The organism is Pseudobacteroides sp. (assembly GCF_036567765.1).
GTDB lineage: Bacteria > Bacillota > Clostridia > Acetivibrionales > DSM-2933 > Pseudobacteroides.
In genome coordinates this window covers 89510-113605 of sequence record NZ_DATCTU010000074.1, presented here as the reverse complement: position 1 = coordinate 113605, position 24096 = coordinate 89510, and the positions used below count along the sequence as shown (strand labels likewise).

Below are 24096 nucleotides of genomic sequence, written 5' to 3'. Positions count from 1 at the left end.
TAGGAAAAACTTATTATTTTTAAAATATATCTTCCCATAATTTTATATTTATAGTATTATTTAATTGTATATGTTAAAAGTATTTAACTGAAAATTAAATAATTACTAAAAATATTTAATTATAATTTAAAATTGCTTATTCAGCTATATGCAGTTTAGCATACGGTTGATTTTATTTCAATAATTAGCTTTGGTAGGGGACGTATTTAGAGTTAATTACGCAAAATAAGCAGGGGAGGCTTATAAGTGTACTGCTCATATTACAAAAAATCTACTTTTTTTAAACGCTTACGAGGCTGTATGGGTTATTGCAATCTCCAAAAATGTGTTATCGAAAGAGATGAACAGGTGGGGAAAATACCATTTGAATATTGTGAAGGCATTGATGGTAAGTGCAATATAATGTGTGGAGTGTATGTTTACTTTTCAAAAGAGACTACCGACGAGTGATATTTTGCATTATTACTATGACCAATATTCTCTTAGGTGCATTAGCCATGCCAAATTTGAGAGGATGTAAAATTTGAAGTTATATGGTAGAATAGTTAGGGATACTATAATTCTCAAGGACTCCTTTGTTGTGGAGGAAGATACTTCACTGCAATTCAGAGAGAGGCTTGAGAAGTGTTTAATAGATTTGTGTAGGGAAATCGGTATACCGGTTCCTATATGGCTTGAGAAGAATACTAGGGAGTTTGCTTATTTTAAGAGAACGTTTTTTACAAATGAACAATTTGTGGAGAAAGTTAATTTTGATAAATTTGAAATAAGGCTTGAGTGATATATTTCTATCTAAATAGTATTAAATCATAGCTCCTATAATTAATTATTTCCGATTGAAGCTATATGTTTTGCAATAATCATGTCTCATTTTTAAATATTGCAAAACATTTATACAGGTTTTTAGAGGAAATAATTTCTGTGTGTACAGGGGTAAAAAACTGTGCTCTCTTCCGGCTTCTACATTTTTCGGTAACTTTTCATTGAGTATGCATATGTCAAGGGAATCAAGGAGTTTTTTATGAAAATTAAACGTATTATTGATATAAGCAGGCGTATAAAGCCGGGAATGACAGTCTGGCCTGGTGACAGCGGCGTAAATTTCTATAGTAAGTCATCAATCAAAGATGGAGATGTTTGCAATGTAACAGGTGTAGATATGGGGCTCCATACAGGGACGCATATTGATGCACCGCTTCACTTTTTTGATCCACTGCACGACATAGCCAGTCTCGATTTGTCCCTATATATAGGATATGTAAACGTCTTTGAGCTGGATGTCAGGGAATGCATAACTGAGGAAGATATAAAAGGACTGGATATACAGAAAGGGGACGTTGTTTTCTTTAAAACCGGCAACAGTCAAATCAGTGAAGAGAAAGAATTTGATAAGGATTATATATATCTGGACAAGTCAGCTTCAGAATTTCTTTTTAAAAAGGGAGTTAAAACATTAGGCATTGACTATCTTTCAATAGACGGGTATTATTCGGAGGGGTTCCATTCCCATAACATTCTTCTTTCAAATGGTATAGGGGTTATAGAAGGGCTCTGCCTTAAAGATGTTAAACCAGGCAGGTATTTTTTCTCATGCTTGCCATTAAAAATTGAGGGAGCGGATGGGAGTCCTGTAAGGGGAGTTTTGCTTGAGTTGGAATAATTTTATTTGCTTTAATATTATTAATAAATTGTTTATAATTACTTTATAGGATTTCAATATATTATATTATACAATAAGATTAGGGGTTATCCTGTAGAAAAACATAAGGAGCGGTACAAATGGGTAGGAATAAGAGGTTTTTGATGGCTTTTTGCTTCTGTTTAGGGCTGATAATTTTTGTTTCGACGGCTTTTGCAGACATAACCAACAAATCTGGCTACGATCAGTTGAAGGACAGCATCAAATATACATTCAAGAGTATGGATAAGCACTTAAGCAGCTATACAATTACGACAAGTACAAGTATAAAAGATAACGGCAAACTTATAATGTCCAGTGAAGAAGTCAAGAAGCAAAGCAGAACTGCTAATGAGGAGCATAACACTTATCTGTATGGCAACACCCAGAAGCAGTCGTACTACTACTACAATGATAAGGAAATATCTGTATCATATGATTCTAGCAATGACACCTATTATATTTATGAAAATTCCGGAGACTATGCAAAGGTTGAGATAGATCCTTTTGAAGATTCCCTTACTAATGAACTTGAAAAGTTATTTGATTTATTTATAGGCAATCTTAAAGATTGTATAATCTATGAGAAAAGAGAAGACGGCTCAAAAAAGTTCAGCGGATTTGTTGATGAGGGTCAAATTCCTGCAATCATCAACGCTGTGACATCCTTTGAATTCCGCAAGGAAATATCTTCTAGAACCTATGAGAAAAGTGATGTAAAGTATCCCAATCTGAAGGATGATGTATACATAAAGAAATTAAGAGGAACAGCAACTACCAATAAAAATGGGCTTATAGAAGATGTTGCGGCTGCATGTACAATAACAGGAAAGGATTTTGACGGAATTAATCATGATCTTTCTGCAGAAATAACCATAAAAGTTAATAATATAAATTCCACAAGAGTTGTAAAACCTGATCTTGCAGGCAAAAAAGTTGAAAAAACCAATAATAAGGAAAATCAAGTCAGCAATATTACAGAAAAGTTTGAAGGGATGTACAAAAATGATATTGTTATTCAGAATGACGGAAAGTACGAAAAGATAGGCGAAAGAATAGTAGAACTGGCAAGACTGGATGATACCAACTTTAAAGGCAGCTATACAGAAGAATATGTCAGTGGTTATGAAGATTATTTTATAAGTAAAGAAACATTTGATTTTGATGCAACTCTAATAGATTCATCTGCCAGTGCAAAATACACATATATTGACTCAACCGGCAGTGAAAAGACAGGATATATAAATTTCGATACCGTAAATGGAAAGATATTTTTCAGCAATAATGGCAGTCGATACAAAGACCTTTCGTTTGATAATAATTTTAGCAGGGTATTTGAATAAAGTTGTATTAATCTTTCAATCTATATTTTAAAGTTCGAGGCTAATGAAAGGAATTGCTATGGAAGTAGTGCTTGAGATACAAGAGCTCAACAAAGTATACAAAAATGGACGGGGTATTAGGGATATCAATTTAAATATTTGCAAGGGCGATGTTTTTGGTTTTCTAGGCTCAAACGGTGCGGGTAAGACAACTGCAATGAAAGTCATGACGGGATTGATGAAGCCGGACTCCGGAGATGTCAGGATATTCGGACACAGTATTACCTCTCAATATGAAAAAGCCATGAAGAATGTAGGGTGCATAATTGAAACAGCTGAATCTTACCCCTATCTTACGGCTTATGAAAACCTGAAACAAATTGCCAGGTACTATGATAATATTGATGATATAAGAATTGATGAAGTATTGGATATTGTAGGGATGCTGAAATACAGAAATGAGAAGACCAGGAACTTTTCTCTTGGTATGAAGCAGAGACTTGGCATTGCTTCTGCCATACTACCAAATCCAAAACTGGTTATTTTGGACGAACCGTTAAATGGGCTTGATGTTGAGGGTATGGTAGCAATCAGAAATCTTATAAGGAAACTTTCCGATGAAGAAAAGACTACTTTTTTTATCTCAAGCCATTTGATACATGATGTGGAACTCACATGTAACAGGGTTGGTGTAATTTTTAATGGAAAGCTTATAAATGAAGATTACACCTCAAATATTTTAAAGGATTACTCGACTCTGGAAAACTATTTTATAAGTGAGGTTGACAGCCATGGAAGAGCTTAGAGCCGCATCAGTAAATGAAATAGAAAGACTTTTTAAAAAAAGAAAAGCCATTGTGGCCATTATTATATCCATCATAGCTATAATATTAGGCCAGCTGGTAGTAGTAGGAATAAGGTTTGGAATAGGCTCGAGAGCTGCTGACAAGGCTGAGTTTCCTCTGTTGGTTTTATTCATATTTGTTAATGCAATACTTCCTTTGTTTACTGCACTTGTATCAATTGATATATTTGCGGGAGAGTTTTCGCAAAACACAATGAAGATCGCAATACTGAGACCTATATCCAGGCTGAAGCTGTTCTTATCAAAAATAGTAGCAATAGCTTTTTTTGTTTTTATGAATTTACTCGTGGTTATGTCACTGTCCACATTGATCGGGATGCTTTTTAACCCTGGAAACATTTCCTTTATGCATATGTTAAAGATCGTGTCCGCATATTTAATATCCATTTTTCCGGTTTTAACTGTGGCGTTAATGGTAGTTTTTCTTGCAAATCTCTTTAAAAACGGGACAGCGGCCTTTTTTGCTTCGACAATTGTTTTTCTTGGGTTTAAAGTGCTTGAATTTTTATTTGGTTCTTATAAAATAATGTTTATAACATCTATGTTAGATTGGTACAGCCGTTGGACGGGTGATATTTCCGTACAAATAGTAACGAGGGAATTTCTTATAATGCTTGCATGCTCTCTTATGGCTTTTTCCGGCGGGTTTTATCTGTTTGACAAAAAAGAACTTTAAAAGGGAGATTCTATGAGTCGACTTCACAAACACCTTGTATTTACCAATATAGCTATAATGATTGTTCCTTTGCTGATTACCATTATAGCCGCCAGTATATATGTTTTTGTGTCATTTACCATATTTAACACAAGTATAAGCTCTGAAAGCATACAGGATTTAACCACCGTTGAGTATGAGCTTTTTAAGGCCAACAGCAGTACATTTCAGAAAAACCCCGAGTTTTTATTGGACAAGGATTTTCAGAAAGAGCTTACAATCAGGTTAGCTAGTATAAAAACTTATGCAGTAATTATAAAGAATAACAAAACAGTGTATTCTTCCAAGGATTTCAGCCAGACTGATATCGAAAAGTGTCTGGACTTTTCCAAACACAATTATTTTAGAAGCACTATTGAATTGGATGGGACCCCTTACATAGTCAAGGTAATAAATCAGACATATCCTGATGCTACTACAGGCTATGTTATATTACTTGCCCAAATTGATAAGGATGTCATTGCATCTAAAGACTTCATAATATTTGTTATTGTAGTATTTTTTCTTGCATACATTGCTACCAACTTAATTCTGACTTACTCATTCTCCAACAGCATTTTAAAGCCTATTTTGCGTCTTGAATCAGCTGCCAGTGAGATTAGCTGCGGTAATCTGGCCCATGAAGTTGTTGTGGAGGGTGACAACGAAATAAGGGATTTGTGCCAGTCCTTTGAGCAAATGAGATTAAAACTTAAAGAATCGGTTTATACCCAGGCAAAATTTGAAGATAACAGAAAAATGCTTATATCAAGTATATCCCATGATCTTAAGACACCAATAACTTCAATAAAAGGGTATGTAGAAGGTATTTTAGATGGTGTTGCAAATAGTCCTGAAAAGGTAGAGAAGTACTTAAAGACCATTTACTCCAAGGCAGTACAGGTGGACTCAATGATAGATGACCTTCTTTTCCATTCCAAGCTTGATTTGAACCAGATGCCGTTTAATTTTGAGAGAACCGATGTATACAACTTTTTCAGGCATTGTATAGAAGAAATAGAGCCTGAGCTTGAAAAGGCCAATATAAAAATAGAGCTTGTTAATATGCTTCCTGACTATAGATTTTTGTATATAGACAGGACACAAATAAGAAGAGTTGTCTTAAATGTACTGGACAATTCAAAAAAGTACATGAATAAAGAAAAGGGAACTATTGAGGTAACATTAAGAGAAAAAGATAATAACATAATAGTGCAGATAAAGGATAATGGTGTAGGTATACCAAAAAATGATATGCCATATATATTCGATAAATTCTACAGGGCAGATACCGCCAGAAGTACAAAGGCGGGTAGCGGGCTGGGTTTAGCCATAGCAAAACAGATAATTGAGGGGCATCAAGGCAAAATATGGAGTATTAGTAAGGAAAATGAGGGCACCAGTATTCTTTTTTCACTTAAAAAATTATGATATCATATAGATACCGAACTATATAGTTTTATATAAATTGGTATCTAAAAGTACAGCTAACTTAAGCTTTTACAGCTTAAGGAATTGAAAGGATTAGTACTATATGAAAAATATTTTAATTGTTGAGGATGATCAAAGTATAGCAGAGCTCCAAAAGGACTATCTTGAGATCAGCGGCTTTTCTGTTGATGTGTGCTCTGATGGAACAAGTGGTCTTAAGTATCTGGAGGATAATGAATGCGATTTAATAATTTTAGATATAATGCTGCCTGGTATTGATGGATTTGAGATACTTCGGAAAATACGGGACGCGAAAGATATACCGATATTGTTGGTTTCTGCCAAGAAGGAAGAAATAGATAAAATCAGGGGTTTAGGCTTGGGGGCCGATGATTATATAACCAAGCCCTTTAGCCCAGGAGAGCTGGTGGCAAGGGTTAATGCACATCTTGGAAAATATGAGCGGCTAAAAAACAAGTATAGGAATAATGGACCAAGCAATGTTTTACAGGTAAGAGGCCTTGAGATACAAAAAGACTCCCGTATTGTTTGTGTCAACGAGAAAGAGGTCAGTCTTGCCCAAAAGGAATTTGATCTTCTTTTATTTATGGCTATGAACCCAAACAAGGTTTTCAGCAAAGAAGAGCTCTTTGAAAAAATATGGGGGCTTGATTCGCTTGGGGATACAGCAACTGTTACAGTGCATATAGCGAGAATAAGGGAGAAGATTGAAGCGGATCCCTCCAATCCTCAATATGTTGAAACCGTTTGGGGAGCAGGCTACAGGTTCAGGATTTAACTTTGTAAAATATAAAGTGGTTGTTAAAACAATCCATAGCTGCTGTTTTCCCTGACGCCTACTACATCCCAACTTTTGCCCTGCTTTTGAAGAGTCATCTTGTATACTTTCTCAGTGCCGTTATCATTGGCTTTGAGGTAAACCAATGCATGGTTTGCAGCCTCAATGCTTGGGGCAAAGTGGGGCTCACTAAGGCTCCAGAACTGCACCTGCCCTACAATTACAGCCTTATTTTTTAATATGCCTCCATACATACCGTTGTCCTGAACCTTTTTAACCAATTGTTCAGCTCTTTTCCTAACGTCTTTGGCTGTTTGAGTGCTGGGAAAAGTGCTTATCCCCGTTACCAGCCATTTATTGTTTTGCTTTATTAAATCGAGGTTAACTCCTGCGTAGGCTTCTGATACCAAGTATTCCTTTGTTGTAAACACTATATTAGCATTTGCTCTTTCAGTCTCGCCTGTTTTGTAATAGTTTATATATGGATGGCTAGATGCAGCTCCTGGCTTATAATCCTTAAGGATTATATCAATAATATAGCTGTTGGCTTTATCATTTTTTGCTTTATTATCACCTAAATCTTTATTAGCCTTTTTCATTATCTCATGTTTGTTTGTGACTTCATAAAGGGCACTTTGTTCAGGGTTCTGGCTGTTGGTGAAGTATCTGGAAAAATCCATTTCCTTATCATAAGTCATTGTGGCATACATTGTAACGGCACCGCGTATTGCCTCCACAACCTTTTGATCCTCCTGGCTGAAGTAAGGGATAGGTGTATCGTTTGTAAGTACTTTAAGACTACCACCGAATGACACTTTATAGAAATTTAAATTTCCAATCCCGCTTTTACCGTCAGGTGCAACATAAATTCTTGAGCTTAACATTTTTTCTTTAGAGATTATGTTTCCTGAATTGTCGGCATAATTGAGGTAGAAGTAGTTGCCGTCCGACGCGGGGTCCTGTGTAATGAATATAAAATTACCCCCAGCAACAAATCTTGTGTCTAAAATGTATTCAGTGGTTATAATCTTAGGTTCCTTTTGCTCGATGTCCTGATAATAATACAGAGCTCTGTCATCATTTTCCGAGAGGAGCAGAGAACGCTTGTAGGAATCTTTTATATTAATATAATCAAACTCTCTTGCAACTATATTGTTATTATCTATAACAGCAAGGCTTTTTGTCGAGTACTTTCTGCCCATATCCTTATCATCCTTGTATTGCTCAGGAACATTGGTTTTAATGGCATACCTGTAATTCTCATCAAGATACCCTTTTAAAAAGTATTTTTCACCTGAATTCAATGAGGATTTTGTAGTTTTTGAGTCAACATAGAATGTACCACAATCTGGTTCATAGTCTGTACCGAAGTATATTTTCGTTCCATCCTCTGACCATACGAAAGAATTTATTCCAGTTGTATTAGGAACTGAAAAGGTTTGCTTCTTATTGGTATCATAAACATTGAGCATATTATTGCTGTCAATGAAAGCCATCCTATCGCTGCTTTTATTCCATTTGGCTGTTTTGATCATGGTTGAACCGATGAGTGTTGATGTCTTTGTCTCGGTGTTATATTCCATAATTTCAGCATTGCTGTAGTTCTCGCCCTTTATCCTGTAATTCTCGGTATAGGCCAGTCTGTCTATAAATATAATTCTCTTTTTATCAGGGGAAACAGAAGCGATTATCCTATTTTCATCACCGGGTGAAATCAGTCTCATGTAATCAAAAAACCTGTCGGTTCCCTGGGTCTTAATGGCAATATTGGAGGGAGTGTTTTTTGCCTGTGTTTCTTTGGCGTAATAGACTTTGTTGTCCTTTAAAGGCCTTTCACTACAAGCCGTCATAGTTAGCATTGCTATTGAAATACCTATTGGAACTACTTTATTTAACTTAAGCTTCATAAAGCCACCTTCTTTCTGCAAAATGATTAAATCGATACTTACATAATAATAAAAGGAAATATTGGAGAGATATATAAGTTGTAAAGAAGTTGTAAATTTTGTTATGTGGCATAAGCAAGTCCTAAGAGGAATGAAATTCCATAAGCACTGTTGTCCCTTGGTTCAGCTTGCTTTCAATAATGAGCTCTCCATTATGGGAGTTTATTATTTCATCACATAAGCTAAGACCTAGACCCATACCGCCATACTTTCTTGAGCGGGATTTATCCACTCTGTAAAAGGGTTCGGTTATTTTCTCAAGATCATCCTGACTTATTCCCTTGCCGTTGTCTCTTATTAAAATGACTGAGCGGCTTTCTGTTTTATAAAAGCAAATTTCAACGTTGCAGCCTGCAGTGCACGCGTTTATCGCATTATCAATAATATTTAATATTGCCAGCTTCATGAGATCTCTGTCCAAATTTAACAGTTCATTGTCATATTTCATATCAGTGATATTTTTTAATTGAATGTCCTTTTCTTTGGTTTTTACTGAAACTATACTTAAGACTTCTTTTATCAATTCTGCTACATTGCAGGAGGTCAGTTTTAAACCGCTTTGTTTAAGCAGTATAAAGTCCATCAAATTGTTTGTCAGTTTAAGAAGCCTCTTTCCTTCAGAGTTAATAAATCCAAGGCTTTTGTAGTAGCTTTCCTCACTTTGTTTTGTTGTTATCAGAAGTTCTGAATAGCCGATTATGGCAGTAAGAGGAGTACGAACTTCATGGGTCAGACTGTCTATAAACCTCTGCTTTTTATTATTTTCATCCTTAAGCTCAATAATTCTTTTTTCCACTTCAACCGCCATGGTGTTAAACCTGCCCGCAAGGAAGGAAATTTCATCCCTGCCTGAAATTTTGACCCTATGATCAAAGCAGCCGGAGGAAATTTTGTTTGCAGCCTCAGATAGTATATCAACCCTCCGTAGAAGTACCTTGGTCAGCAGAAATGCTACCGCTGCAACAATCAGCATTCCAGTAGCTGCTGCCAAAGCAAAAAAACCAATCAGCGTCTGCCTTTGGTCATCTACGTGGGTAATATCCTTAATGAATGATTGAACCAGTTTTTGGCCTTCAATATCAATAAGTCGGGCTATAAATACATAATGTTTTTCATTAATGGTTCGCAGTATATACACCTTGCCGTTAATCTGTGCCTCTTTTACTTCAACCCTTAAAGGCAAAGCAGCTTTATTAAATTTCTCTGCAGTTACAGGTTTTTCATCGGATGAGAAAAATTCCAGAAATGTCATGTCATTTTGGTACATATCTACGAGAGGAGCAACATAATCTTTAATATCAAAGATGTTTTGCGAAGTAGAATTATCTTGTACCTTGCTAAAAGAGCTTCTTGCGGCAGAGCTTTTGGACAGCATATAGATTACCGAGGTTTTATAAATGTTTTGTTCTTCTGTCAATGCACTGTCTACTGCCATCTGGAGATTCTTCTGATAGCTCAGGTTAACGGTGATTATAAAAACAGGTATTATGGCAAGCAGATAGACGATAAAGCACAGCAGGAGTATTTTCTTTTTAAAATTCATATCAAAGCTCCATCCTGTAACCAAACTTGTATACAGTCGAAATTCTGTGGGTTTGCAGTTTTTCACGCAATTTCTGAATATGCATATCTACGGTCCTTGTATTTCCTTCAAAATCGTAATCCCAAACGATATTTAAGAGCTTTTCTCTAGACAATGCAATACCCCGATTTTCATAAACGATTCTTAAGAGGTCAAATTCCTTTGGGGTAAGGCTTATCTCCTCACTGCCCTTTAAAACCTTCCTCTGTTCAAAAAGGATTGTAATATCGTCAAACTCCGCCTTGGTACTTTCAAGCGAATATTTTTTGGCACGCCTTAAAATACTTCTTATCCTTGCCAGCAGCTCAACACCCTCAAAAGGTTTTGTCATAAAATCATCAGCACCAAGGTTGAGTCCCTTCACCTTATCCATGATGCTGTCCCTGGCGGTTAGTACAATAACTGGAATACCATTGTCGATTATATGGGGCAGGAGCTGGTAGCCATCTATTTGTGGAAGCATAAGGTCAAGAACAACAAGGTCAACTTTGTGGTTTTGAATAATATCAAGACCTGCCTTTCCATCAGCTGCCGTAATAACATCAAAGCCGCCTAAAATGACATTTTGGCGGATAAGCTCCCCAATCGGTTCTTCGTCTTCAATTATAAGTATTTTTAACATATCTGGCATAGAATGATACCTCTGATTTTCCTGATTCAAATATATTTTACACCATGGATTGTTCGATGTAAAACCAATCTCTTAACAACTCTTTCTATTTTGAATTTACGATCAAAAGTAAGAGTTATTATCTTATCATTGGTTAACGGTAATGCAAATATTTATTGGGAACATGGGAATAAATACAGAAATTCAAAAAGGGTTAGATATGGTATTTTAATTTATAATACTGAGGAAGAGGCTGTAGATGTGAATCTTATGGCAAGAGCTTTTATAGATGCTAAAACCAGTCGCACAGCTGTTCTTGATGTGTGGGGGGACTATTGGGACAGTGGGACAAGCGGTAAAGTTCAGATGGAGGGAGATTTGTCAGGAGTTTCAAACTTTGTAAGCGTGCCGGGAGGACAAGCAAGATGGGTTTGTCTGTATGATTTACCGGAGCACTACAGTGATGGCGAGAATGATCTATTTAACGGGATATTGAAATTATCATTAAGTAAAAATGGAGGTATGTATAGTGGGGAGAAGGTATATTGTGACGAATACATTATGGACTTGGGCAGTATGAACTGTGTTGACGATTTTGTGGTGAGTAATGTTTCAAATGCAAAAAGGGAAATTACACAATTATTCAGGGAAAGGCATGAGGAGTATCAAAACGAATTTAGAAGTATAGCAGATTTGAGGGGATCAGGAGATTCTGCACAGCTTGCATATAAGATAACATCGCCTACGACCATAAGCCCGGAAACACCATTCAGGTTTCTCGTTACAGGCTACGATGCACCCAATATTAATAAAAATGAACTGATTGGCATATCCGACATAATGCTGGCAAATAAAGACAAGTATAATGCATTGGAAGTAAATAATAATGTGAATATCAATATCTTAAACGCCCAGGATGATGTTATGAAAAACTGCTATAATTATGGAGTGGTTTATAGGTTTGATTTTGATGAGAATGGTAAATTCCAGTCCCAAGCCGGGCAAAAGCTGGTCTTGAAGATTAAAGCAAATAATAAGGCTAATCCGGCAGCTGCTCTTGTAAGATTTGATGGTGAGGATTTACCTGTGGAGCGATGGTTTGGAATTTATACTATAGTAAATGGCATTGGTAGTCCTGTTAAAAAGATGCTGACTCAAAATGATAATGAACTTGTAATTGACTTGGGGGAAAGTATTTCAAAGGATTTCTATATTATAATAAGCGGAATGAGCTCTCTTCCTGGAGAGATATGCATTGAAAGTACACCTCAATAATTCTTAGTTTTCTGAAGATTAGATATCCCAGGCAGAAGTGTGCCTGGGATACTTTGAATATACAATATTTTCTATTTTGATATCTCAACAGTATTTGTGGCTGCGTTCCATTTAACAGTGGCACCAAGTGCTTCGCTAACAAAACGCAGGGGTACAAAAGTACGGCTACCTTTTAGTGTTGACGATGAATCGACTGATACTTTTTTTCCATTAATACTATAGGCATTTTCATTGATCTTGAATAATATAGTATCACCATTTTTCTCAATAACAACTGTTTGGGTGTTGCTAATCCACTTAACACTACCACCAAGTGCTTCCGCAACAAAGCGAACTGGGACTTGTGTACGATTATTTTTATCCAAGAATGGTGTTACATCAGGGAAAAGGACAGGAGAACCATTAACCGTAACATGAATAGCAGACTGTTGTGTTCTTTGTTGTGATGTTTGTTCTGCAGTGATACTTGTTGAAACAAGAATGATACCTTCTGATGAGACAATAATAAATTTCTCCTCATCAAACATAACCTGCTCAAATTGGCACTTATAACCTGAATCGATTTTTTTCCAGTTAACTAGATCTGTTGATTCCATAATAGATCCTGAATGACCAACAATGACGTAGGTTCCTTTTCCATATGTAATATCTTTTGCCCGACCTAATCCATTGGATTTTAGTTTTGTCCACTTTTCTCCATCCGAAGAGGTATAAATCACTCCATCCGCAACTATGAAAAGTTTATTATTAATAACCTTCATTTGTACATCATATAAATTTGTACTTTCAAAATCATATCTCTTACAATTCAGATTTTTATCAACAACTGTTACTTTACCATTTCTTGCTGCGAAATAAGCATTGTTATTGAATATAATGCTATCAGTATATGTTATGTCACCCTCAGCAAAATTAGTTTCCAAAAAAACTAATGCGGACTTACTATCTAATAATAGTTTTTCAAAGTATATATCCTTTGTGTTTAATGCCATACGAAAATCATCGCCACTGCCATTATAGTCAACAAAAATGTTACCCGCACGAGTATACATGAGATGGTTATTGAAATTAATGACCTTTTTAAATCCAAAAGCATGTGCATGTTGAATGGCTGTCCATGATTTGAGATCACTTGATGTAAATCTTCGTCCATCTTCATATTCTATTGTATAAGTTTCACCATTTTTATATAGGCCGATATAGTGAGACCCTAATATAGATGAATTAAAATCAATAATAACCTCTTTTTGAAGATTTGAATTCAATGTATATAATTGCTCTCCATTATTTAATATAATTTTATCGTTAATGTACTGTAAAGTCGTTGGATATTTTGTAGAACTAAATAACAAGTCCGTTTTCTTCGTTGCCAAATCAACACGCACCAAGCCACTTTCAGGGTCTCCTATAAAAACTTTATTATTGATTACAACGCTATTGCCAAGATAAGCACCAAGGATCGTTCCTGTATCAACAACGATTGCTCCGTTTTGATCAACTAAGTATGAGTTTTCTACCTTATCGCCTCTATAAACTCCTTTGTTTGAGGTTATATACCCTACCTTTCCAGCATTATTATAAAGGCTTACAGGGTAAATCTTCATATCGTTCACAAATAATTGTGGATAGGTATCCTTAAGATTTAAGTTATAATCAAAAACTTGAACTGATGAAGTATTCTCGTTTATTATGTAAATGAACTGATCAGTGATGGTAGCACTCGTAAGTGTTACATCTTTATCAGAAAGGGTTATGGGAACGTAATTTTTAAAATCCTTCGTTGTATATAGATTATGATAGGCTACCACTACATAAGCATCTGTTTTATCCAAATAATAGATATTTCGTGTATCATCAGGTAAGATAACTGTATATTGTAACTTCCAGGTATTTTCCATACCAGTTTTTGAGGTGTAGAGTTTTCCAGACTTTGTAATCAGAATGAATCCATCTGCACCTGATGTAATAAGAGCTATATTTTCCGACATGTTGAATGCAGACCAATTCAGACTATCAGAAGATACTGCAATGTTTTTGCCATATCTCTGATTATATCCTATGACAGTATTCTTATAAATTGCAAAATTTCGATAATCATCATATTGCCCAAATTGATGAGTCTTTAATGACATTCCTTCATCACCTGAGGTCAGGATCATTCCATTTTCGCAGAAGCAAATCAAATGATTGTTAACATATGCCAGAGCATTAACAGTCCCATATGGATTTCCAATGTTCTTAAATGTAATGGCCCCATGTGCTGTGCTACTTAATAATAATGTAAAAATAATTGTCAGTATTAATATTCTTCTTTTTAGCTTCAAAGCAGTTCGCCTCCATTTTTTATGTTTAATTATTTTATTTTAGAAAACGAATTCTCACGGATTCGTCAAATTATCATCTGTTGAGTTTTGTACATCTCCCTTAAAACAAAGTGGTATAAGGAAATGTCTCTCATTAGTCAGTCACACAAAAAAGAGATAGGGCATAGCTCCTATCTCTTTTCATACGTCAACTTGAATATAACTAATCGGGGTGAGAGGACTTGAACCCCCGGCATCTTGGTCCCAAACCAAGCGCGCTACCAACTGCGCTACACCCCGTCGTCAGGCGACAAAAAGAATTTTACTACATCACTGGCCTTATTTCAACAGCTGAATATAGTCATTATGTCAATTTATGATTGTTATTCTTGATAATGCTGTGTGACGCGAGATATTTCTAGCTTTTTCGTAATGAAAATCCTATTGTTAGTGCAGAAAATTGATACACTTATTTTATATTAATTTTTACATGCAGATTAAAATGTAATATAACCGTAATATAACCGTAATTGAACCGTACTACCTGATGACTTATAATATAGAGGGGGATTCTAACCCCTATATGATTAGTATATATGTTTCATAAAGAGCTTATATTAGCAAATGCGGTTAAGGCTTCTGAATATGCCTTATTGCAATGAATTAACTATTTAAAAATGAATTATCTATTTAAAGAGGTGTTTTATATTAAAAGGGTTTTTGGGCAGGTAAGAAGGGCAATACAGGATTATAACATGATAAGGGAAGGTGATAGAATAGCGGTAGGTGTATCGGGCGGCAAGGACAGCTTGACACTGCTTGTTGCCTTAAGGCAGCTTCAGGAGTTTTATCCTGAAAAGTTTCACTTGGAAGCAATCACTATTACCATGGGAATCGGTGACTTTGACCTGACCCCTGTGAGGGAATTATGCAGAAATATTGGGGTAAACTATACTGTGGAAGAGACTGTTATAGGCAAAATAATATTTGAAGAGAGGAAGGAGAAAAATCCCTGTTCTCTTTGTGCGAACATGAGAAGAGGGGCCCTTCACAACATTACAAAAGCACTTGGATGCAACAAAATTGCACTTGCACATCATAGAGATGATGCAATTGAAACTTTATTGTTAAGTACTTTTTATGAAGGACGTTTACACACATTTTCGCCTGTAACATACCTTGACCGAAAGGATCTTTACATGATAAGACCACTAATCTACACAGAGGAAAAGGAAGTGAGGGCATTTGTAAAGGAGTATGGACTTACCATAGTAAAAAGCCCCTGCCATATTGATGGCTATACCAAGAGGCAGGACATTAAAACAATGCTGAAAGAAATGACAAAGGAGAAAAGGGATATCAAATCCAATATTTTCGGTGCTATTAAGAGATCCGGCATTGATGGTTGGAAAGAATGAAAAGGAGTGGAATCAAGATGAATTACATAAGAGAAATTGTAGCAATTTACACAGCAATAGCTGTTTTACTTCTCGTACCTGTGAATTACGTTTCTGCAGAGCCGACTGTTATTTACCAAAAAACAGTAAAAGAAAAAATAACATCGGGAGCCACTTTAGAGAAGATTACGAAGTTTACTGCCGATGGTTGGCAGACCATTAATGTATTGAGAATTGATTTGGGCAATCCAAATATCAAGATAGATTCTTTGACAAACACAGATTCAATTATGAAGCTTGCACCGCTGAAAACTCTTGCTGAGACAAGAGGGGCAGTTGCCGCAATAAATTCAAGCTTTTTTAACTGGACGGGAGAAGCGGGAGGCGGTTATCCCGATGGTACTATAATTGAATCCGGCAAGGTGGTAAGTGCTCAGTCAGGGTATAACAGCACCGGTGACAACATGGGCTCTATTTCCATAAACAATGCCAATAAGGTATTCTTTGATTACTGGAAAACTAATATCAAGCTGGCGGCACCTAATGGAAAGCTCATAGATGTAGCACAGTTCAACAAGCCAAGCAGAACAGGCCATAAGGATATAATCGTGCTGGACAGGCGATGGGGAAAAACATCCATAGGAGCATCGGAAAAATATCCCGAAATGTTTGAGGTTGTAGTTGATGAGGGCAGGATAGCCGAAATGCGTTTTGCACAGCCGGCTGTAGAAATTCCTGAAAACGGATATGTTATAGTCACTACAGCAGCTAATGGACCTAAAATAACAAATAATTTCCAAGTAGGGGATGAAGTGAAGCTGTCAATTAACACAACACCTGACTGGAGCTCAATAGCGGTTTCCATGACAGGAAGTGCAATTTTGTTAAAGGATGGAAAGATACCCTCCAAGTTTTCGATAAATATGGCAGGTAAAAGTCCAAGAACGGCTGTGGGCTCTACAAAAGACGGAAAACAGCTCATTATGGTTGCTTTAGATGGAAGACAAAACCTTGGGGTTGGTATGGATCAGACTGAATTAGCCAAACTTATGCTTGAACTTGGAGCATATAACGCAATAAATTTTGATGGCGGCGGATCTACAACCATGGTAGCACGTCATCAGGGAGATACAAAGGTGTCGTTGATTAACAGTCCTTCCGACGGTGCACAAAGGAATATAGCTGCCGGGTTGGGAGTGTTTTCCGTTGCTCCGCCGGCTGAGCTTGAAGGATTAGTAATTGATACTACTGATACTTCAGACAAAAATGTATTTGTAAATACATCCAGAAGTTTTAGTGTGAAAGGCTTTGACAGGTATCTAAATCCTATTTCGGTGGATCCTAACCAAGTTACCTATAGTGTTTCGGGGGTAAAGGGGGATTTCGTGGGCAACACATTTTACCCCAAGTCATCAGGCAAGGCTGTCATAAAAGCTACGGTAGGTGAGATCAGTTCTGTCCTTGAGATTGACGTACTGGGAAATCCTGTAGAGATTGATTTAAATACCGACACTATAAAGTTGCCTCTAAACGGAACCAAAACATTTACCGTTACAGGCATAGACAAGGATGGGTTTACATCAGCAATTAATCCGGCTGATGTTAAATGGTCTGTTAATGGCGACATTGGAAGCTTTAACGGAGGCACATTTACTGCTCAGGCTCAAGGAGCAGGCTATATAGATGCTTCTGTTGGAAACGCCCATGCATACTGCGGCGTAGCGGTTGCTGTAAGCCATAGTAAAGTGATTGACGGCTTTGAACAGTTTAACGGAACGTTCATGTCAAGCCCGGCAGGGCTTTCAGGCTCCTATGAAGCTTCTAATGAGTACGCTAAAACCGGTTTATATTCAGGTAAGCTGACATATGATTTCTCAGTCACAGAGGGTACAAGAGCTGCTTATATGGTATTGCCCGATCAGGGCATGAAATTGGAACAGGGTGAAAAGCTAGGTATTTGGGTATATAACACCCACTCTGCACCAAACTGGCTGAGGGCTGAACTGTATGACTCAGTGGGCAGTAAACAGATAATAGAATTTACTAAGGATTTGAACTGGGATGGCTGGAAGTACCTTGAAGCATCCCTTCAAAGTGTCAAGATGCCGGCTCGTCTTACAAAAATATATCTTGCTCAGGTAAACCCTGTGCCCGACTCAGGCAGCGTGTATTTTGATGATCTTACCCTAGTATCATCTTTCTACCCTTCGCTTGATCAGGTAAACATACCTGCAGATACTGAGTATAAAGATCCTCAACAAAAGACCGTGGCATTTAAAAAGACTGCCAATTCCTTCAGAATAAGTGTATTTGGACAATCAGCAGAACCTAAAAACATACTTCAAAAGCTGGTGACTCAGAGGTTTACCCAATCAATAAGCAAGGATATGTCAGATATGGCGGTTATTTTAGGAAATGGTACTCATAAGCTGACATCCAATATAAAGGTTCAGACAATATCAACAAGCAAGAATTACAAGTCTGTGGACTATAAAGGCAGCAGGCTCATACAACTGGATACATCAAAAAACGGGCTTAGAAAGAGTGATCCCGGGCAGTGGAAATGGTTTATGGATAAACTTAGCTCCTATTCAGGCGACAATTTATTTATATTCATGTCTGATTCACCGAGGAATTTTTCCGACAAATTAGAGGGCAATCTATTTATGGATATGCTTTCGGAATACCATAAAACAAAGGGAAAGAATGTTTGGGTCATATATAAAAACGGCTCGAACTCAACTATAATGGAAGATGGCGTAAAATATTTTTCAACAACAGGATATGATTTGGCAGGATTAAACTCATCAAATGCGGCCTCCAAAGTAAAATACCTACTGATTACAGTTAACGGCAAGGATGTTAGCTACGAATTCAAGCCATCAGTATAACAATCAATTTTTGTAAATATATATTATTGGACAAGGTGAACTCCAAAAGAGGGGCCTTGTCTTTTTTTATAGTCATGATCCAAATATAGCAGATATCATTTGCTTTGATATGGATACTTATTGTATAATATTGCTATGTTGAAAATTACTATTTCATATTAAAAGTGATAAATCAATTAATAGGGTGGCAGTTTTATGGTAAAAAATATTATCTTTGATTTTGACGGCACTATTGTAAATACAAAAGAACTTGTTATGAATTTATATAATGAAATTGCAGAAAAAAACAAATTCAGAATTATAAATGAGCAAGAGTTGGATTACATAAGCGGTCTGCCTTATAGGGATAGAGCAAAATATTTAAAGATACCCATTTACAAAATTCAACTCCTTATGGCTGGTGTACTTAAACGGTATAAAAGCCACTTAAATGCCATAGGATTGATTGACGGGATTGAGGAAGTTCTCTACAAATTAAAGGAAAAAAATATTAACCTAAGCATAATTTCTTCCAATGCGGAGAGCACAATCAAAGAATACTTCAAAAACAAAGGGATAAGCGTTTTTGACGATATTTATTCTGCAAAGGGCCTTTTTGGCAAAGATGTTTCCATATCAAGATATATCAGTAAACGCAGACTTGATAAGGATGAAACCTTGTATGTGGGTGACGAAGTGAGAGATATCCATGCTTGTAAAAAGTCTTTTGTAAAAATAATTGCTGTAACCTGGGGGTTTGACATACATGATGCGTTAAGGTCCCATAATCCTGATTTCTTAGTAAGCACTCCAAAAGAAATACTAGATATTTTATCTTAAGGCATGTATAAAAACTATAGTGGAAGTTATTTTTTTGATCATGACTAAAAGCGGGGAAGAGGTATATTATGACAAAAGGTACAAATGGTATGAGGTCCCATTCGGAAAAAGCAGATGCAAAAAGGGCCAGATTACTGCTTAAGGTTTTAGCAGGCGTTGTATTTGTAATAATTGTTGCTGTTGCAATAGTTGTAGGAGTGCTAAGCTTGCATGAAAAATCTGCTGTGGATAAAGCAGTGGTAGATGAAAAATTAGGTCAGATGGAAAAGTTTATAGATGAGCAGAAGTGGACTGAAGCAAAAAGTATTGGTAATGAGCTATTAGACATGAATATTGCTCAGGGAACCAAGGTCAGTGTATATTGGGAGATGGGGATAATTGAGAGCTATCAGAAAAATTTCGGTACTGCTATAGATTACGCCAATAAGGTACTAAATATAAGCTCTGCTGACGGTCATTATTTGCTGGGACTTATTTATACCGATATGAAAAAGTACGATCAGGCTATAAATGAGTTTACCATTGTAGGACAAACGAGCCCAATGTATAAAAATACTGCAGACAGCTGGATTGCGGAGCTTAAGAAGCTTTCAGGCAGTGGAAAATGATATTGAAATAAAGCGTTTAACTTAAAAAAGTGACTTTGCTTTTATTGAAGCGAAGCCACTTTTTAATATCCAGAAAATTATGGTGTATACTGCACCACAATTTCTACCCTATCTTTGTGAGGTTGGCAAAAGCTGCCATTAGTCTTTTCATTCCAGAGCCCTTAAAGTGTATTTCCAGTTTGAAATCATCATTCTCCTTTTCTACCGATGTAATAATACCTATACCAAACTTTTTGTGCTCCACCTTGTCTCCGACATTAAAGGCAGACTTGATACCTGCTGGTTTTGGGGAACTTACTGATGCAGGATTGTAGGTCCTGTTCAGGCTGGAAATAGTATCCTTTTGGACACTGTTTATTTGCCTTGGAAAGCCTGAATCCTTTTGCATGCCGTTAGCCTGCCTTGGGAAACCTGAGTTCCCTGAGGTGGTGACGCTGCTGGAGAAACTTGAAGCCGATCTGGCCGATGGCCTTCCATAGCCTTCAATAAGCTCCGCAGGTATTTCGTTTAAAAACCTAGAGGCTTTATTGTATGTGGTATTTCCAAATAAGGTACGGCTTAAAGTGCTTGTCATGTAAAGCCATTTTTTGGATCTGGTTATTCCAACATAGCAAAGTCTTCGTTCTTCTTCAAGCTCACTTTCATCAGTTACGGCACGGTAGCCTGGGAATATTCCTTCTTCCATTCCTACAAGGAAAACTGCTGGGAATTCAAGGCCTTTTGCACTGTGAAGAGTCATAAGTACAACATTATTTTGCTCCTCTTCAAGCTTATCAATATCTGCAACAAGGGAAATACCTGCTAGATAGGCTCCAAGGCTCTTGTCCTCTTCTCGTTCCTCAAACTCTATGGCACCTGAGATAAGCTCCTGTATGTTTTCAAGCCTTGTCTGGGCTTCAACCGTATTCTCAGCCTTTAGCTCCTCCATAATACCCGACTGCTTTATTACTTCTTCAATAAGCTTTGAAACAGGCAGTTCGCCCTTCATAATCCTGAATTTATTAATGAGGCTGACAAAAACCTCAAGCTTGGAGGTAGCCCTCTGGAGCTCAGGTACACCGGCTGCAGAATCGATTACACTGAAAATACTGCAGCCCCTCTGGTTTGCTACGCCTTCTGCAGTATCAACTGTGGTGTTGCCAATACCTCTTTTTGGAACATTGATGATCCTCTTAAGGCTAATGTTGTCTGAGGGGTTTTGAATAACCCTCAGGTATGCGATTATGTCCTTTATTTCTTTCCTGTCATAGAACCTCAAGCCTCCAAAAATCCTGTAAGGGATAGACTCCCGCATAAGCATTTCTTCTATGATACGTGATTGAGCATTGACCCTGTAGAGGATGGCAAAGTCTTTATAGCTGACATTTTCCATTGCACTAAGCCTTTTAATTTCAGATGCTACAAAACCGGCCTCCATATACTCGTTTGAACCCTGATAATACTGAATCTTGGGCCCTTCAAGGGTTTCTGTCCACAGGCTTTTGTTCTTTCTTCCAGTATTATTCTTTATAACATTATTTGCTGCATCAAGTATAAGCTGGGTTGACCTGTAATTTTGCTCCAGTTTAATGGTTTTACAGTCCTTAAACTCCTTTTCAAAGTCAAGTATATTTCTTATGTTTGCCCCTCTCCAACCGTAAATTGATTGGTCATCGTCACCAACAACGCAGAGGTTTCTATTGGTCTGTGCCAAAAGGCTTATAAGGGTGTATTGTGCAGTATTGGTGTCCTGGTATTCATCCACGAGAATATATCTGAATTTTTTCTGGTAGTAATCAAGAACATCCTCATGTTCTATCAAAAGCTTTATTGTCAAAATTATAATGTCATCAAAGTCAAGAGCATTGTTTTGCTGCAGCTTTTTCTGATATAGCTCGTATATCGAGGCTATCTTGTTCATTCTATAGTCTGCCTGATACATTTTGCTGTAGGTTCTGGTGTCAATCAGCTCATCCTTTGCCCTTCCTATGGCATCAAGCATGCCTTTAGGGGGGAAGTTTTTTTCATTGAGGTTTAGTTCCTTCAAGCAATCCTTTATTACAGTCACCTGGTCAGATGTATCATAGATAACAAAGCTGTTGTCGAAACCCAACCTGTCAATGTATCGCCTTAGTATTTTGACACAGGTTGAGTGAAAGGTTCCTATCCACATGCCTTCACACATGGAGCCCATGAGCCTTCCGATCCTCTCCTTCATTTCCTTTGCAGCTTTATTGGTAAATGTAATAGCCAAAATGCTTGCAGGATGTACAGTACGGCCTCTTAACACCCTAACGGCATCCTCTGAAAGCTCTGCCTTTTTGTTTGTAGGCAGACTCTCCGCTATGCTTCTAAGCATGTCCATATCAGCATTTTCAGCGTATGCAGGTATGTGCGTGCTTTTGTACGAATCCCCAAATCTAATCATATGTGCGATTCTATTGACAAGAACAGTGGTCTTTCCAGAACCGGCACCAGCTAAAATGAGAACAGGACCGTTTATAGTATAAACGGCTTCCCTCTGCCTTTCGTTCAAAAAATTGTATTGGGACTGGATAAGTTTATCTCTTAAGGATATGAATTCCTTTATGCTATTTTCACCGGATATCATTTTTTATCACCTTCACAATAAATCAATTTATAATATCACTTTTCATATAAAAGTGTAACCAATTTAGTATAGCATAGATTTATCCCTACTTAAAGGAATAAATCACGTGGTTAATTTCCTGTGAAATTAAAAAGCCGCATCGAAATGCGGCTCTTACTTTTGAGTGATTTATTATAAATTTTATTATAATTGATTGAAATTAAATGCTTGTCTAAAAATCAGGCTCAATCAAGCCGTAGTTTCCATCTTTTCTCCTATAAACAACATTAACTTCTTTGGTATCCGCATTTGAAAACATAAAGAACTCATGACCCAAAAGGTTCATTTGCAGGATAGCTTCTTCAAGTGCCATAGGCTTTATAGCGAATTTTTTGGAGCGGACTACCCTGAAGTCATTTTCTTCCTCAACCTCAGAGAAAGAAGGAACATTTTCAGCTTTAATGGCTTCAGCTTTAAGCTTCTTTTCAAGTCTTGTTTTATTTTTAACTATTTGCCTTTCTATTACATCAACAACTTTATCGATTGAAGTATACATATCGCCGGTTGATTCTTCAGCCCTCAAAATAAGACCGTTTGAGGATATGGTAACTTCAAGAATATGCCTCATTTTTTCAACACTCATTGTAGCATGAACTTCTGTATTGGGGTGGAAAAACTTTTCAAGTCTTCCGATTTTTTTAGTAACCATTTCCTTTAAGGCACCAGTAACTTCAATATTTTTACCGCTTATTATAAATTTCATAAATATGCAGCCCCTTTCATATTGCAATATATGGCATTTCTACAATAAATGTTTTATTTGATATTAATATAGATTTACCAAATTGGAATGAATTTAAACGGAAAATTAAATGAATTTTGCGATTCCTCCTTTTGCTGTAATAATCTTATTGTCAAATTTAGATATATATTTATATTCTACATTTACTGAATAAATCCTTCTTGTAATACTTCGAACCTGAAAATAAATTTGGGTTATGTAAATTTGGGGATGTTAATAAAAGTTATCCACATTTTCACCATGGTAATATAATCCAACCTTCAAATGGTACTTGACTTTTTTGTGACAAGCCTATAATGCATGTCCTGTAGGGGTTAGGGGTTTGCCAATATATGGTGGATCTGACGCGTTTTAACCCACAAAACATTTGTTTAATATACGAAAAAACTGTGGATAATGTGAATAAATCTGTGAATAACTTAAACAGGCTTGTTTTACCTGTGGATAAGTGGGGGATAAAAATTCCATAAATATTGCGAATTAAAGCATAGTTATTTTATAATAT

At 36.7% G+C, this 24096-nt stretch carries 19 protein-coding genes and 1 tRNA gene; 13 read left to right on the top strand and 7 right to left on the bottom strand.

Annotation, left to right across the window (positions count from 1 at the left end):
• Positions 1 to 246 precede the first annotated feature (246 nt).
• The 8 genes from VIO64_RS11095 to VIO64_RS11060 all read left to right on the top strand — a co-directional run bounded on the left by VIO64_RS11095 (position 247) and on the right by VIO64_RS11060 (position 6789).
• Positions 247 to 450: a hypothetical protein gene (locus VIO64_RS11095; RefSeq protein ID WP_331918111.1), complete on the top strand. Its 204-nt coding sequence runs from the start codon at positions 247 to 249 to the stop codon at positions 448 to 450.
• Positions 451 to 523: 73 nt separating this feature from the next.
• Positions 524 to 781, top strand: a complete 258-nt coding sequence (locus VIO64_RS11090; RefSeq protein ID WP_331918109.1) for a hypothetical protein — start codon at positions 524 to 526, stop codon at positions 779 to 781.
• A 240-nt stretch (positions 782 to 1021) separates the two neighbouring features.
• On the top strand, positions 1022 to 1660 hold the full coding sequence (locus VIO64_RS11085) for a cyclase family protein (RefSeq protein WP_331918107.1): 639 nt from the start codon (positions 1022 to 1024) through the stop codon (positions 1658 to 1660).
• A 119-nt stretch (positions 1661 to 1779) separates the two neighbouring features.
• Complete coding sequence (locus tag VIO64_RS11080; RefSeq protein ID WP_331918105.1) at positions 1780 to 3021, top strand: hypothetical protein; 1242 nt, start codon at positions 1780 to 1782, stop codon at positions 3019 to 3021.
• A 58-nt stretch (positions 3022 to 3079) separates the two neighbouring features.
• Entirely contained in the window at positions 3080 to 3805 is a 726-nt protein-coding gene (locus VIO64_RS11075) for an ABC transporter ATP-binding protein (protein ID WP_331918103.1), read from the top strand.
• On the top strand, positions 3792 to 4541 hold the full coding sequence (locus VIO64_RS11070; protein ID WP_331918101.1) for an ABC transporter permease: 750 nt from the start codon (positions 3792 to 3794) through the stop codon (positions 4539 to 4541). Before VIO64_RS11075 ends, VIO64_RS11070 begins: the two co-directional genes overlap by 14 nt.
• A gap of 12 nt (positions 4542 to 4553) precedes the next feature.
• Positions 4554 to 5990 (top strand): HAMP domain-containing sensor histidine kinase, encoded by a 1437-nt coding sequence (locus VIO64_RS11065; RefSeq protein ID WP_331918099.1) that lies wholly within the window; start codon positions 4554 to 4556, stop codon positions 5988 to 5990.
• 103 nt (positions 5991 to 6093) lie between these two features.
• The gene (locus tag VIO64_RS11060; RefSeq protein ID WP_331918097.1) at positions 6094 to 6789 is read left to right on the top strand and encodes a response regulator transcription factor; all 696 of its coding nucleotides are present in this window, start codon (positions 6094 to 6096) and stop codon (positions 6787 to 6789) included.
• Positions 6790 to 6812: 23 nt separating this feature from the next.
• Here the strand turns inward: VIO64_RS11060 and VIO64_RS11055 are convergent, their stop codons facing one another.
• The 3 genes from VIO64_RS11055 to VIO64_RS11045 form a co-directional block, all read right to left on the bottom strand.
• A complete protein-coding gene (locus VIO64_RS11055) occupies positions 6813 to 8696 on the bottom strand; it encodes a hypothetical protein (RefSeq protein WP_331918095.1) in 1884 nt (627 codons plus the stop codon).
• Between the two features lie 121 nt (positions 8697 to 8817).
• Positions 8818 to 10278: a HAMP domain-containing sensor histidine kinase gene (locus VIO64_RS11050; RefSeq protein ID WP_331918093.1), complete on the bottom strand. Its 1461-nt coding sequence runs from the start codon at positions 10276 to 10278 to the stop codon at positions 8818 to 8820.
• A 1-nt stretch (position 10279) separates the two neighbouring features.
• Positions 10280 to 10948, bottom strand: coding sequence for a response regulator transcription factor (locus VIO64_RS11045; protein ID WP_331918091.1), 669 nt, complete (start codon positions 10946 to 10948; stop codon positions 10280 to 10282).
• Between the two features lie 129 nt (positions 10949 to 11077).
• Here VIO64_RS11045 and VIO64_RS11040 point away from each other — a divergent pair, with 129 nt between their 5' ends.
• Complete coding sequence (locus tag VIO64_RS11040; protein WP_331918089.1) at positions 11078 to 12202, top strand: hypothetical protein; 1125 nt, start codon at positions 11078 to 11080, stop codon at positions 12200 to 12202.
• A gap of 71 nt (positions 12203 to 12273) precedes the next feature.
• On the opposite strand, the gene VIO64_RS11035 is transcribed toward VIO64_RS11040, so the two are convergent.
• Entirely contained in the window at positions 12274 to 14526 is a 2253-nt protein-coding gene (locus tag VIO64_RS11035; RefSeq protein ID WP_331918087.1) for a copper amine oxidase N-terminal domain-containing protein, read from the bottom strand.
• Between the two features lie 206 nt (positions 14527 to 14732).
• Positions 14733 to 14805, bottom strand: a tRNA-Pro gene (locus VIO64_RS11030).
• 455 nt (positions 14806 to 15260) lie between these two features.
• On the opposite strand from VIO64_RS11030, the gene VIO64_RS11025 reads away from it, so the two are divergent.
• The 4 genes from VIO64_RS11025 (at position 15261) to VIO64_RS11010 (ending at position 20220) form a co-directional block, all read left to right on the top strand.
• Complete coding sequence (locus VIO64_RS11025) at positions 15261 to 15923, top strand: tRNA 2-thiocytidine biosynthesis TtcA family protein (protein WP_331918113.1); 663 nt, start codon at positions 15261 to 15263, stop codon at positions 15921 to 15923.
• Positions 15924 to 15940: 17 nt separating this feature from the next.
• Entirely contained in the window at positions 15941 to 18793 is a 2853-nt protein-coding gene (locus VIO64_RS11020; RefSeq protein ID WP_331918085.1) for a phosphodiester glycosidase family protein, read from the top strand.
• A gap of 195 nt (positions 18794 to 18988) precedes the next feature.
• Positions 18989 to 19612, top strand: a complete 624-nt coding sequence (locus VIO64_RS11015; protein ID WP_331918083.1) for an HAD-IA family hydrolase — start codon at positions 18989 to 18991, stop codon at positions 19610 to 19612.
• A 68-nt stretch (positions 19613 to 19680) separates the two neighbouring features.
• Entirely contained in the window at positions 19681 to 20220 is a 540-nt protein-coding gene (locus tag VIO64_RS11010; protein ID WP_331918081.1) for a hypothetical protein, read from the top strand.
• A gap of 103 nt (positions 20221 to 20323) precedes the next feature.
• On the opposite strand, the gene VIO64_RS11005 is transcribed toward VIO64_RS11010, so the two are convergent.
• Positions 20324 to 22810, bottom strand: a complete 2487-nt coding sequence (locus VIO64_RS11005; protein WP_331918079.1) for an ATP-dependent helicase — start codon at positions 22808 to 22810, stop codon at positions 20324 to 20326.
• A gap of 211 nt (positions 22811 to 23021) precedes the next feature.
• Positions 23022 to 23552: a ribosome hibernation-promoting factor, HPF/YfiA family gene (gene hpf, locus VIO64_RS11000; protein WP_331918077.1), complete on the bottom strand. Its 531-nt coding sequence runs from the start codon at positions 23550 to 23552 to the stop codon at positions 23022 to 23024.
• Between the last annotated feature and the right edge of the window lie 544 nt (positions 23553 to 24096).